Source organism: Streptomyces sp. NPDC059895, from assembly GCF_042731035.1.
Lineage (GTDB): Bacteria > Actinomycetota > Actinomycetes > Streptomycetales > Streptomycetaceae > Streptomyces.
This window is the reverse complement of record NZ_JBHWKO010000039.1, coordinates 46,779-59,745: the sequence shown is the minus strand read 5'-3', so window position 1 is coordinate 59,745 and position 12,967 is coordinate 46,779. Positions and strand designations below refer to the sequence as shown.

The 12,967-nt window shown below is 72.0% G+C and carries 12 protein-coding genes; 3 read left to right on the top strand and 9 right to left on the bottom strand.

Annotated elements, in window-relative coordinates; all coding sequences use genetic code 11:
• Positions 1–217: 217 nt before the first annotated feature.
• The gene (locus ACFV9M_RS32280) at positions 218–712 is read right to left on the bottom strand and encodes an SsgA family sporulation/cell division regulator (protein ID WP_385073311.1); all 495 of its coding nucleotides are present in this window, start codon (positions 710–712) and stop codon (positions 218–220) included.
• 10 nt (positions 713–722) lie between these two features.
• On the opposite strand from ACFV9M_RS32280, the gene ACFV9M_RS32275 reads away from it, so the two are divergent.
• Positions 723–1,082, top strand: coding sequence for a hypothetical protein (locus ACFV9M_RS32275; RefSeq protein ID WP_385073308.1), 360 nt, complete (start codon positions 723–725; stop codon positions 1,080–1,082).
• 98 nt (positions 1,083–1,180) lie between these two features.
• Positions 1,181–1,537, top strand: a complete 357-nt coding sequence (locus tag ACFV9M_RS32270) for an SgcJ/EcaC family oxidoreductase (RefSeq protein ID WP_385073304.1) — start codon at positions 1,181–1,183, stop codon at positions 1,535–1,537.
• A gap of 106 nt (positions 1,538–1,643) precedes the next feature.
• Here the strand turns inward: ACFV9M_RS32270 and ACFV9M_RS32265 are convergent, their stop codons facing one another.
• The 8 genes from ACFV9M_RS32265 to ACFV9M_RS32230 all read right to left on the bottom strand — a co-directional run bounded on the left by ACFV9M_RS32265 (position 1,644) and on the right by ACFV9M_RS32230 (position 11,670).
• A complete protein-coding gene (locus ACFV9M_RS32265) occupies positions 1,644–2,933 on the bottom strand; it encodes an APC family permease (protein ID WP_385073301.1) in 1,290 nt (429 codons plus the stop codon).
• 57 nt (positions 2,934–2,990) lie between these two features.
• Entirely contained in the window at positions 2,991–3,815 is an 825-nt protein-coding gene (locus tag ACFV9M_RS32260) for an alpha/beta hydrolase (protein WP_385073298.1), read from the bottom strand.
• A gap of 149 nt (positions 3,816–3,964) precedes the next feature.
• Positions 3,965–6,733 (bottom strand): ATP-binding protein, encoded by a 2,769-nt coding sequence (locus tag ACFV9M_RS32255; RefSeq protein ID WP_385073295.1) that lies wholly within the window; start codon positions 6,731–6,733, stop codon positions 3,965–3,967.
• 189 nt (positions 6,734–6,922) lie between these two features.
• Positions 6,923–7,246, bottom strand: coding sequence for an aldehyde dehydrogenase family protein (locus ACFV9M_RS32250; protein WP_385073292.1), 324 nt, complete (start codon positions 7,244–7,246; stop codon positions 6,923–6,925).
• Positions 7,228–7,827 (bottom strand): aldehyde dehydrogenase family protein, encoded by a 600-nt coding sequence (locus ACFV9M_RS32245; RefSeq protein WP_385073289.1) that lies wholly within the window; start codon positions 7,825–7,827, stop codon positions 7,228–7,230. The genes ACFV9M_RS32250 and ACFV9M_RS32245 overlap by 19 nt, the downstream gene beginning before the upstream one ends.
• 353 nt (positions 7,828–8,180) lie before the next feature.
• Positions 8,181–9,551, bottom strand: a complete 1,371-nt coding sequence (locus ACFV9M_RS32240) for an amidohydrolase family protein (protein ID WP_385073286.1) — start codon at positions 9,549–9,551, stop codon at positions 8,181–8,183.
• A 98-nt stretch (positions 9,552–9,649) separates the two neighbouring features.
• Positions 9,650–10,687: a DMT family transporter gene (locus ACFV9M_RS32235; RefSeq protein ID WP_385073283.1), complete on the bottom strand. Its 1,038-nt coding sequence runs from the start codon at positions 10,685–10,687 to the stop codon at positions 9,650–9,652.
• Between the two features lie 104 nt (positions 10,688–10,791).
• Positions 10,792–11,670, bottom strand: a complete 879-nt coding sequence (locus ACFV9M_RS32230) for an NAD-dependent epimerase/dehydratase family protein (RefSeq protein WP_385073280.1) — start codon at positions 11,668–11,670, stop codon at positions 10,792–10,794.
• A 130-nt stretch (positions 11,671–11,800) separates the two neighbouring features.
• On the opposite strand from ACFV9M_RS32230, the gene ACFV9M_RS32225 reads away from it, so the two are divergent.
• Positions 11,801–12,700 carry a LysR family transcriptional regulator gene (locus ACFV9M_RS32225; RefSeq protein ID WP_385073278.1) on the top strand — a complete coding sequence of 300 codons (900 nt, stop codon included), beginning with the start codon at positions 11,801–11,803 and terminating at the stop codon, positions 12,698–12,700.
• Positions 12,701–12,967 lie beyond the last annotated feature (267 nt).

Sequence of the window (12,967 nt, the reverse complement as noted above, 5' to 3'; positions counted from 1 at the left end):
TCGCGTCGGCCGGCTGGGCACCGTCCGCCGGCCCTCAGCTGCCGTGCCCGGCTCGCGCAGCGGAAAAGAGAAGCCATGAACAGGCTGTTGTCTTCGACTCCCGCCCCGCCGGGTGAGTCCGGCGCATACGACGTGGTCGTCCTCGGTGCCGGGCCGGACGGCGAGAACGAGGCGGCGCGGGTCGTGGAGGCCGGTACGCGCGCCGTGATCATCGAGCTCATCCGCGGCCGAGCAGGCTTTCGGCGAGCGCATCCCAGTCGAGCAGGTCGCTCTCGCAGCCGGCGGGAACGACCTCGAAGGTCCGCTCGAGCCACCGTCGTACCTCCGGAAGGCCCGCCTCGAACGCGACATGGCCCTCGGGCCGGTCGAGACCGAAATACAGACAAGGGCGCGCACTGTGGTGTCTGCGCGACGGCCACGCCTTGAAGTCCCCCTCACCGACGGGTCCCTTCGTACCCGCGTACAACAGGTCACGGGACACCACCCAGGTGACGGAGACACCGACTTCCGCGATGAGATCGATCCTCACCGCGTACGGGTCGTCGATGCTGTAGCGAAGACGGCACCGCATCGTTCTCGGCCCCTGTGGAGCGAACAGTCGGCGAAGGTCCGTGAGAAGTGACGGAACGCTTCTCGTCCTTGATCCCTCACGGTCGTACGACGGCTGCCTGTCGGTCATGTCGATGCTCCCTTCCAGTCCGGTGAACTCCACTCATCGTGCTGTGACAGCACGCCGCGAGCATCGGTCGAACGACTGGGAGCCGCTTGCCCACCATCCGAGCCCCGACAGCGCCATGGCGGCGCCGCTCGACGGCTTGGCGCCATGCGGCGAACTGGTCGTCATCGCAGTGACCGACCAGGCCATCGAGGTGAAGCCGCTCCAGCTCATCACCGGCCGCCAGTCGGTCAGCGGCCACCCTGCGGGTACGGCGCTGGAGGTGGAGGACAGCATCGCCTTCAGCGCGGGCACCGGGGTGCGGCCCATGATCGAGACCGTACCGCTGGAGGAGGCCGACGACGCCTTCGCCCGCATGCTCTCCGGAGCGGCGCGCTTCCACATGGTGCCGGTCCCCGGCGTGTGACCGGTACGCCCTTCCCCCACACGGAATGAACCACCGGACCGCTGCTGTTGCGAAGGCAGCGGCATCGGCCACGGCACGAGACTCGACGCGAGGTAGAGATGAGCACCGTCCTTCCCCAACTGCTGGCCGACTGGAAGAAGGCGTTCGACGAGCACCATGTCGACGACATGGGCGCACTGTTCACCGAGGACGCCCTGTTCCAGGGCTTCGGCCCCGACGTGTTGGTGGGACGGGAGGCCGTCAAGGGCTACTACGACGCGCTGCCCGACAACCGCTCCACCGACTTCGAGGTGCTGCACGAGTACGAGGTGGCGCCGGAGGCCGTGGCCGGCTTCGCGGACGTGACGTTCTCCGACACCACCGGCTGGTCCGTCCGCGTCCACCTCTCCCTCGTGGCACGTGCCGACGACGGCACCTGGCGGATCCGCCAGTACCACGTCTCGATCATCGAGTGAACGGCTGAACATGGTCACCCCGCCCGGTGACTGCGCGGGCCGGAGCGCCTGCGGCGACAGCCGCTCGCCGCGCTCCTGTGGGCCGGCCTTCGCGCGCGTGGGTCGGTCAGACGGCGCGACGTTCACCCGAGCCCGAGCCCGAGCCCGGGACGGGCCCCTGCGTCGGACGCCTCTCGTGCGGGCGCCGGCGGAGCACGACACCGACGGCGATGGCCGCGGGCACGAGGAGGCAGAGACCGGCGGGCACGAGCAGGGTGGCCACCGCGCCGGTGGAGAACAGGGCCAGCCACCAAGGGAGGGAGTAACGGCGGAGCAGTCGCAGGCCCGCGGCGAGGCCGAGGACGTACACCGGGATCTGGGAGCCGACGCAGACGGCGACCAGTTCCTCCGTGCCCAGTGGCGTGACGGCCGCGGCGGCCAGACCGCCGAGCATGATCAGGGACGGCCACAGCAGTACAGGGGCGCGGGGGCGCCGGCCCGTCGCGGACGACTCGCGCAGCGCGGTCCCGAGGTCGCGCAGGCTCGCCACATAGGCGATGGCGTTGTTCAGCGCGATGACGACGGCCAGTGCCGCGGCGACCGCCGCCGTTCCCTGTCCGAGGGCGACGGCCAGCATGTCCGTGAGCGGGGCCTCGGACGATCCCGCGAACGGGCCCAGGACGAGGATCTCGGGGACGGCCACGGCCGCGTACAGCAGCGCCACCGTGAGCAGGGCCCAGGCGGTGACTCTGGGGAGGGTGCGCCGGGGGTCACGCAGCCGGCCGGTGAAATGGCTGACCGCCTCCCAGCCGGTGAGAACCCAGGTGAGGACGAGTGCCGCCGATCCGATCGCGGCCCATCCTCTCGGTGCGAAGGGAGTGAGGGGGGCGCTGTCGCCGTGGGGGAGTGCCACCGCCGCGGTGACCACGACGAGGGCGGCGAGCAGTGCGGTGAGTACCGGAGTCAGCCGTCCCGAGCCGGCGCGCCGGCCGAGGTTCGCGGCGATGGCGACGAGGACGACGGCGGCCGCGGTGGCGGCCGCGGTCACCTTGCCGCCGCCGGTCGCGTCCGCGAGGTATCCGCCGCCTATGAGTCCGAGGGCGGGGACGCCGATGGGGACGCCGAGGTGGAACCAGTACCCCACGATCCGGCCGGTGGTCGCGCCGAACGCCCGTGTCGCGTAGGCGGCGACACCGCCCGCGCCCGGTGAGGTGCGCTCGATGGCGACGAAGGTGAAGGCGATGGGGACCGATACGAGGAGGAGTGCGGCCAGGGCCACGAGGGAAGCGGGACCGGCGTTGTGCGCGGCGATCGCCGGGAGGGTGAGAATGCCGGGGCCGACGATCGCCGCGACGTACAGCGCGGTGCCGCGGAGAACGCCGAGCCCCTGAGCACGGGTCGAGCCGGTGCGGGCCATCGCCGCCGGTCCTCTCCAGGACGGGACACCGTCGTGGACGGTGTGCGGGGACGATGGTCAGCCGGTCAGCTCGGTACGGGCCTGGACGCCCTGTCGCGCCAGCCAGCCCAGTGCGTAGTCCGCGACCGCGTTCCAGCCTCCGTCGACGGTCAGCGAGTGTCCCCGGTCGGCGAACTGCTTCAGTTCGGTCACCGCGGTCGAGTCCCCGTACAGCTTGTACGCGGCACGCGTCACCACGTCCGGGACGGTGTGGTCCTCCTGGCCGGAGACCAGCAGCAGCGGTCCCCGGCTGGTGTTGGCGGTGTTCACGGCCGCCGGCGAGTTCTTCGAGAAGTTCGCGAACGCCGCCTCGAAGAGCGGGCGCCCCGGCGACGGGATCGTGTACTTCTCGAACAACTGGTCGGACTCGTCCTCCGAGACGGCGTTGCCGAAGCCGTAGCGGAACTGCTTCGCGGTCAGGGAGACGGCCTTCTTCCTGTTGCCCGGGTTGCCGAGGACCGGGAAGCCCGACCGCAACTGCGCGAAGGGCAGCGGCTTGACGCCCTTGATCTGTGCGGGATCGACGGCGACAGCCGCCTGGCCGAGACCCATGCCGACGAGCTTCTGCGTGATCAGGCCGCCGAAGGAGTGGCCCACGATCACGGGCGCCCGGTCGAAGGAGCGGATGATGCGCGCGTAGTGGTCGGTGACGTCGTCGATGCCGAGTCCGGCGACCGCCTGCGGGTTCCGGCGGGCCTCCTCGACCGTGTCCGCCTCACCCGGCCACCCCGGGGCGACCGGCTCGAAGCCCTGGGACGCGAACAGTTCCATCCAGGGGCGCCAGGAGGACGCGTGCAGCCAGAGACCGTGGATGAAGACGACGGGGGTGCGGTTCGTGGTCATGATCTCTCCTCGAGTGTTCGGGTCCCGCGGTCGCGGTCCCCGGCGATGACTCAAGGTTCGTCCGACAGTCACGGCCGCCGAATCCGTCTGATGACTTAAGCGGCCGGCATAAGGCGTCGCACCCGTCGCACCCGTCGCACCCTCGGACGTCACATGTCCGGCCCGTCCTCCTCGGTGCCGTCCTTGGCGAGGGCGTCCCGGAGCGAGGCCCGTGAGGTGATGCCCAGCTTGGGGAAGACCTTGTACAGGTGAGCGCCGACAGTGCGGGGCGAGAGGAAGAGCTTCGCCCCGATCTCCTTGTTGCTGAGCCCGCCCGCGGCCAGGTCGGCGATCTGCCGTTCCTGCGGCGTCAGGGCCGCTGCTCCACCGCCCGGCTTGCGGACCGGGGCCCCGGCGGCCCGGAGCTCCAGCCTCGCGCGCTCCTCCCACGACGCGGCGCCCAGCCGCTCGAAGAGGTCCGCGGCCCGGCTGAACGCTTCGCGGGACGCCTTCGGCCGGCGCGCCCGGCGCAGCCACATGCCGTGGGCCAGCTGGATCCGGGCGAGATCGAAGGGGAAGGAGGGGCCCGCGGGGTGCGCGACGGCCTGGGCGAACAACTCGTCCGCCTCGGCGTCGTCCCCGGTCATGGCCAGTGCGGCGGTGGTCAGCAGGCCGAGGCGCGGGGAGACGTCGGACAGGCGGGCGTCGCGGGCCGCCACGGCGTGGACGCGTGCCTGCGCGGTCCGGCCGGTGTGCAGGGCGGCCTCGACGAGGTCGAGCAGGGTGCGGGCCGCCTGCTGGGAGTACGGGGTGAACTCACCCGGCGCCGTGAGGCCCGAGGCGTAGACGTAGGCCGCCTCGTAGTCACCGGAACTCAGCGCGGCCAGCGCACCGATCGTCTCCGCGTACTGGGTCAGGAACCCGATGCCGCGCGGTCGCGCCCACGCCTCGATCGTCGACTGCAGCTCGCGCGCACGCTCGAGCTCTCCGCGGCCGGCGGCGAGCAGTCCGAGGAACGCGCGGAACTGATGGGCGAACAGCTCGTAGCCGTGGGAGGTGGTCAGGTCCAGCCCCCGCCGGCCGTTCGCCTCGGCCTCGTCCCAGGCGCCGGTGGAGATCTGATCGAGCATGACCAGGTGCAGCATGGTCATGACGTTGGTGACCGCGCCGGCCTCCTTCTCGCGCTCGACCATGCGCTGGAGGTAGGGCCGGAAGTCCCCCAGGGCGTCCACGTAGAAGGCCGAGACGGCCAGGCGCATCACGTCCCACGGCTCGCCCCCGGCCATGCGGGCGAAGGCGTCGTCCAGCCGCTCGCGCACGGTGGCGCCCCGGCGGACCACGTCGCCCCAGGAGTCCCGGTAGAGCAGGGTGAGCGGGGCGACGGCGTCGCCGACGGAGTCGATCAGGGCATCGGTGCGGGACCAGACGGCGGGGTCGGCCGAGAACTGGCTGATCGCCAGGAGCAGGTTCAGGAGCCTCTCCATGGTCTCGTCGTCCGCGCCGCCGCGCCGGGCCTCCTCGATGGCCGTCAGGACACGGCGATGCGTCGAGCGCACGTCGCCGTCCTTGTACAGGGCGACGTACGAGGACGTGATCACGGATCCGGGCGACACCGAGCCGCCGGATGCGCGACCGGACTCGTCGACCAGGCGTTCCGCCTGGTCGAGCAGGCCGGACTGGCCGGCGATGAAGGCGGCGTCGCCCAGGCGCCTGGACCGGTCCGCCGCCGACACGCTCAGTTCCGCGGCGCGCGTCAGCCAGGCGACGGCGGTCGCCGCGCCGCCCCTGCGGGTCGCCGAGTGCGCGGCACGTTCCAGGGCGTCCGCCACCTCCACGTCGGGGTCGACGGTGGCGGCCGCCAGGTGCACGGCGCGCCGCTCGACGTCTGAGCGGTGCAGCTCGGCCAGCGCCGAATGGGCGGCTCTGCGTTCGTTGGGGGTGGCCAGCTGCACGACGGCGGACCGGACGAGCGGGTGCCGGAAGGTGAAGTCGCCCGTGGCCGGGTCGACGGTCAGCAGACCCTGAGCCCTCGCGCCCTCCACCTGGCGCATGCGGTAGCGGGCGCCGATCACGCGCCGGGGTACCGATCCGGCCTCGATACCGTCCAGGGCGCCGCGGACGAGCTCGGCGCGTTCGCCCGGCGGGAGGTCGTGGACGCGGCGGGCGTACAAGCGCTCCAGACGACGGGTCAGGGGAAGCCCCTGCCGCCCTCCGAGGTCCTCGACGATCATGTGCGCGACGCCGGGAGTCACCGTCCGCGGAAGCTCCATCAGCGCGAGCGGGTTGCCGTCCGCGTTGTCGAGGACGATCCTGCGGATGTTCTCGGCCAGCCCCGGATGCCGCTGGTCCAGGAGTCGGCACGACTCCTCCTCCGACAGGGGCTCCAGCAGGACCTCCGGCAGGCCGGCGGCGTCGAACGCGGATTCCGTGTCCGTGCGCAGGCCGACGAGCAGCTTGACCTGGTACCCGGCGAGCCGTCTGGCCACGAACGAGCACACGTCGGCGCTCGGCTCGTCGAACCAGTGGCCGTCGTCGATCACCAGGAGCAGTGGTTCCTCCGAAGCGGCGAGCGCAAGGAGGTCGAGCACCGCGATGCCGAGCGCCATGATGGAGGGCGCGCCTCCTGACTCCCTGCCGAAGACCACGTCCAGTACGGACCGGTGATCCCGGTCCAGGGAGGTGTCCCGGGGGAGCAGCGGGTGCAGCAACTGGTGCAGGCCGGCGAACGGCAGACCCGACTCCGTCTCCACACCCAGGGCCCGGACGACGCGATGCCCCGCTCCGGACGCCTGTCCGGCCACTTCGTCGAGGAGCACGCTCTTGCCGACCCCGGCCTCACCGCGCAGGACGAGCGCCCGCCCGTCGCCGGCCGTGGTGAACGCCGCGATCCGCGCACGTTCACCGTCGCGTCCGATGATCCGGTCCTGCTGGTCGGTCACGTGCCCTCACTGTCCGCAGAACGCCCGGAGACGGAAGTCCGGGTCGGTGACGATCCCGGGTGCTCCCCCGATGGCCGCCACCGCGTCCACGACGTCGGTCAGCGATCCGTCCGTTCCGGGCCGGGCGGGTCCGGGCAGGAGGCCGTGACAGGCGGTCGCGAGCCCCAGCCAGTCGGTGCTGCCCGTCAGTTACAGCAAGGACACGTTCGCGTGCAGGGCCTCATGGCTCAGCTCGCTCCGTCGCTGCGGCGCCCGCACGGCCTCGCCGCCGACGACGATCGCCGATCCGCCGGCCCCGTCCAGGGCCCTCACGACCCGGATCAGATGCTCGTGCCCGAGCCCCGGGCACAGCGGCACCGTCGCTGCCGCCAGGTCGACGGTCACGCGGGGCGCTTCGTGCGCCACCATGAAGTCGCCCACCTCGCTGCCGCGGCCCACCACGACACTGAGCACGCCCGGCGGCAGCCCGGCCTCCTCGAAGATCTTGGCGAGGATCAGACCACCGGTGACCACCAGTGACCACCGGTGACCGGCGTGTCCTCCGCCGGCTTGATCACCACCGCGTTGCCGAGCGCCAGGGCGGGCGCCACGGAGCGGTGGGTCAGCCACAGCGGCCGGTTCCAGGGACTGATCACCGTCACCACGCCGGCGGGCATCCTGTAGACGCGGTTCTCCTTGTCCGGGACCATCGAAGCCGTGGTGACCATCACCTGTTCGGTATGCCCGACCGCCGCCGCGGTGACGGCCTGGACGATCCCCACCTCGACGGCGGCCCGGTCGGGCGTGGCACCCGCCTCGCGGATCAGCCAGTCCACGATCTCCGCCTGCCGCTCGCCGATGATGCGCGTCGCCCGCTCGAACACCGCGGCCCGCTCGCCGGGCGCCGTACGGGCCCACCGGCGCTGCGCCTCCTCGGCGCCCCGGTACGCGGCGTCCGCGTCCGCGTGATCGGCCGGCAAGATCTCCGTGACGGTCTCTCCGGTGTAGGGATCGACGTCCACCAGCAGCGAGGACGAGCTGCCGGCGCGCCACTCGCCGGCGATCGGCATGCGGTCGAAGCCCGTGTACGGCGAGGGTGATGCGGGCGCGGTCATGATGTCTCCTGAAGCCGGCGTTGCGGGACGCGGCGTCCGGGGCGGGAGCCTGGCTCGGCACGGACGCGGTGCGTCGATCGTGGCGCCGCCGGTCGGCGGACGGCATCGGTCATTCGACTGCGGTCGACTCATTCGCCCCACGCGCGCGTGCGAGGCAGCCGGGATCCGGTGCTGGTCGCCGAGGCCCGGTCATTCGTTCCACGCGCGCGTGCGAGGCCCTTACGACAGGCGATGCCGACCGCCGCGAAGGCGAGCAGGGCGCCCGGCACGGTGGGCAGGGCGGGGGACGACCGGTCACCGCATCTGTCGGTCGGCCGGCGTTGGCGTCGGCCCGCGCTCGCCCGGAGGCCGGCTCAGACCGGGAGCGGCAGACCGGCGGCGCGGAAGAGCCGGTCACGGGAGGCGGCGGCCTCGTCGAGGACGGCGTCGCCCCCCTTCAGCACACCGTTCTCCTTGAGCACGTCACCGGCCACCACGACCAGGTCGACGTTGCCGGCGTGGCCGCCCGCGACGATCGTGGCCGCGACGTCCGTGGCGGGCAGCATGTTGGCGTGGTCGAGGCGGATCATGATCAGGTCGGCCTCCTTGCCCGGGGTCAGGCTGCCGGTGCGGTCGTCGATCCCCGCGGCCCGTGCGCCCTCGATGGTCGCGAAGGACAGCAGGTCGGCGGCGTCGAACGTGGGCAGGCCAGGAACACGGTCCATGGGTCCGGCCGCGCCGGCGAGGATCAGCTGCTGGTAGGCGAGCGTCGCCCGCATGACGCCGAACATGTCACCGCTCACGATCGTCTCGGTGTCCACGCTGAGGCTCGGGCGGACACCGGCGGCCAGCAGCCGGTTGGTGGCCGGCTGGCCCAGGCCCGGCATGAAGACCTCCAGGGCGCCCGCCACGGACGCGGTGGCACCGCGTGCGGCCAGCATCCTCAGCTCCTCGTCGGTCGACGTGCACAGATGGATGAACGTCATGTCCGAGGCGAGCAGCCCCGACTCCTCCAGCTGCCGTACGGCCTGCTGCTTTGCTCCCCACTCGCCGAGGCCCACGTGCATGCTGATCCGCAGGCCCAGCTCGCGGGCGAGCCGGATGTCGCGCTCGGCCACGTCGGGGGTGGACAGCTCCGGTCCGCGGAGCATCGCGTTGAGCGTGACCCGTGCCGAGTCGTCGGACAGCACCTCGGCGCGGATGCGCCGGATGTCGTCGGGGTGCGTGCGGTCACTGCCGAACTGCCACTGCTCGGCCTCCGTCGACGGCCAGCCGTGGTCGAAGACGGCGCGGATGCCCGACTCCCAGTGTGCGGCGATCGCCGCGTCCGAGTGCGCGGGGCTGTTGCTGATGTGCGACTCGTCCCGCACGGTCGTCACCCCGGAGTCGAGGGACATCAGGTCCGCCGCCAGGTTGCCGATGTGGACGTCCTGGGGGGCGAAGTACTGTCCGAGGCCGATCTGCACCTGGCTGCGGTACTCCTGGTAGGTCCAGGCGGGGCCGAGGTTGCGCAGCGCGCCCTGCCAGTTGTGGCGGTGGGTGTCGATGAAACCGGGCAGCACGGCGTTCCCCGTGCCGTCGATGACCCTGGCCCGGTCGTCGGACAGGTCCCGGCCGACGGCGACGATCCTGCCGTCGGCGACGAGCACGTCACCCACGAGGTTGCCGAGCTTGTCGTCCTGCGTCATCAGGTACGCGCCCTTGATCAGGACACGTTCCTCGTTCTGCGGCTGGTTCTGGGACACCAGTGGTTCCTTTCGTGCCGTGGGCGGCACTGTGTCGCTCGTCCATCGGGAGAGGGACGGTGGGTCGGGTCCGCGTCCGGTCCGGGCGCGGACGTTGATCACTTCGCGGTGGTGCCGCGCGGGCGCCGGGAGGCGATCCAGACGGCGGCGAAGGTGAGCAGCGCGCCGAGGACGGTGAGGACGGAGGGGGGCCGATCGCTGGAGGGGACCAGGAAGTCCAAGGCGATCGAACCGGCGAGCTGTCCCGCGATCGAGGCCATGCTCAGCAGCAGGACACCGATTCGGCGCACGAGGAAAGCCGAGGCACCGATGAACACCACGCCGCACAGACCACCGAGGTAGACCCACCAGCTGGTGGGCAGCGAGGGCGCCGAGGCCCCCTGCACGAGTGTCCTCACACCCCAGGCGGCGACGAGGAACACCGCACCGACGAGGAAGTTGAGCCAGGTCGCTGCGAGCGGCGAGCCCGACGCGGCCGTCGACGCCCCGTTCAGGGCCTGCTGCACACCGAGGAGGAAGCCGGCCGCGATGGCGGCGACGGCCGGCAGGATGATCGTGGCCGGTGCGGGGGTGCCGGCGAGACGGGGCAGGGCGGACACGACGGCGGCCACCAGGATGACGGCCGCTCCCGTGATCCGGGCGGCGCCCGGGCGCCGCCGCGGGCCGCCACCGATACCCCGGCTGTCCACGATCAGACCGCCGAAGGTCTGACCGGCGATGGCCGACACGGTGAACACGGCGACTCCGGTGACCAGCGCGGCGGTGGACTGGGCCAGGGCGAACGTGCCGCCGAGTACACCGGCCGGCAGGTACCGGCGGGGCAGCCTGCCGTCCCGGGCGGCGCCGGCCAGGCGGCGCAGCGCGCCACGCAGCCCGGGGGAGAAGAGCGCGAGGAGGGACAACAGGACCAGTCCGCCCGAGAAACTGATCGCCGCCGCGGCGACGCCGTCGTCCAGGCGATGACTCAGTTCGCCGTTCAGGCGGGCCTGTACCGGTACCACCATGCCGGCGGCGACGGCCGCCACGACCGCCAGGGAACCGCCGCGGGGCACGGACGGGCGGGACCGCCCCGGCGACTGGGGACCGGGCTCGGCGGGACGGCGGCCTGACCCGGGCGGTGCGGTGGGAGTGCTCATGTCGAAGTTCCTTCAGGAAGGGGTGCGGCACAGGGCCCGGTCGTCCCGGCCGCCGGTGGTCGGTCGGGCCCCGCCTGCCGCGGGGCCCGGGGCGCGGGTCTCCCTCAGAAGTCCGTACGCGCGATGTCGTCGAGGATCGACGGCCCCTGGGGTGACCAGCCAAGGACACGGCGGGCCGTGTCGCCCGAGGCCTGCTGGTCGAGGAGAAGGGCCTCGCCGAGCAGGCCGAGCCGGTCGAGCGTCTGCACGACGGGCTCGGGCTCGACGCGTCCGGCCAGACCGACGGAACGGCTCACCGCTTCGGTGATCTCCCGCACGGTCGGGTTCGCACCACCGGCGCCGAGGAAGTACGAACCGGCCGGGGCCTTCTCCAGCGCGAGCACGTACAGTTCGGCCAGGTCGTCCACGTGCACGGTGCTCCAGTGCTGATCACCGGGCCCGACCATGATGAGCGCCGGGGCGTTCCCGGCGGTTCGCGGACCGGCGGCGACGAGGTTGAGCAGACCGCCGCCGTGCCCGTACACCACCGCCGGGGCGATGACCGAGGTCCGGACGCCCCGCGCGTGGCGTACGAGCTCGGCGAACGGCACGCGCCAGGCGGTCAGCCGCGGGGCGTTCACGGCGGTCGACTCGGTGATGGCCGAACCGCTGCCGTGCAGCCAGACGCCGGTGGTGTGCACGAACGGCCGGTCCGTGTTCCGCAGCGCCCGCAGGAAGCTGGTGACGGCCGCCTCGTCGACGGTCGCGCTGGTCTCGTCGCCCGGTGACGCCAGGTGGATCACGCCGTCGCTCGCGGCCGCGAGTTCCTCCAGGGCGTCGCCGTCCGCCAGGTCGGCTGTCGCCGGCTCGGCACCCTTGGCCCGCACCAGCTCGGCCTTCTCGGCGGAGCGGACCACGGCCGTGACCTGGTGGCCGCCGGAGACGAGCCGGTCCAGCACCGCGGCTCCGATGTAGCCGGTGCCGCCGGTGAGCAGTACGCGCATGGTTCATCCTCTTTCGCTGACGTCTCCTGGGCGGGGCGTTGGCCCGCACGACAACAGTCGCTCCGCCCGGCTATCGTGTCCAACGAATGTTTACGAATGCTCGATCGGAAACAACGATGAATGGGGAACGGTGGACCAGAAGCGGCTGGAGTACTTCATCACCGTCGCCGAGGAGCTGAACTTCACGCGGGCGGCCCAGCGGCTGCACGTCACGCAGTCCACGCTCTCGGCCGGTATCAAGGCCCTGGAGCACGAGCTGAGGGCCGAACTGCTCCTCCGCTCCACGCGGTCGGTCAGGCTGACGGAGGCCGGTTCGGCGTTCCTGCCCGAGGCGCGGACCGCGATCGAGGTACTCGACCGGGCCCGGGCCGCGGTGGAGCCGCTCTCCACGGGGCTGCGCGGCAGCCTCACCGTGGGCGTCCTCAGCGGGCTGACGGTGATCGACGTACCCGCACTGGCCGGTGACTTCCACCGGCGTCACCCCGAGGTCCGGTTGCGTACCGAGACCTCCCAGCGGGGAACCTCCGGGCTGATCGAGCGGATCAAGGAGAGCCATGTCGACGTGGCCTTCGTGGGAGCCGACATCAAGGACGAACATCTCAGGGCGAGGGCCATCAAGAGGTACGAGGTCCAGTTGCTGGTCCCCGCCGATCACCCACTGGCCCGCCGGAAGAGCGTGCGGCTCAGCGACGTCGCCGGGGAACCCTTCGTCGACATGCCCATGGGTTTCGGGCAACGCCAGATCGTGGACGACGCGTTCATGAGGGGGGAGCTGTCCCGGCGCGTCCTCATCGAGGTCTCGGACATCACCACGATCGCGGACTACGTGGCGCACGGCCTGGGCGTGGCGTTGTTGCCCCCGGACTTCGCGGCGGCGGCCGGGGACGCCGTGCGTTCCGTCCCCCTCGCGGACGCCCGTCTGTCCTGGACACTCAGTGTGGTCGCCTCCGCGACGCGTCCGCCGACGCGGGCGCTGCATGCCTTCCTCGACCTCATCGCGCACCACATCCGGCACGACCGCGTGTTCTGAACGGACGTTCCCGGCCGCGTCCGGATCACTTCCCGGAAACCACCGGGCTCGCGTGGACGGGGTGCTTGGGCCAGACCGCTTCCGGTCGAAGGTGTTCATGGTCGGGGACACGCGCGAGTTGATCAGCTCGACGAGGTGCCGATCGAGCCCGGCCACGGCCGCCGCGTCCCGTGCGGCGTCGCCGGTGGCGGCAGGCGCGGCGTGGGCACCGGGGTGCTGTCTGTCGACGAAGACCCGGTTGCCGGGCCTGACCAACGCCCTCTCCTG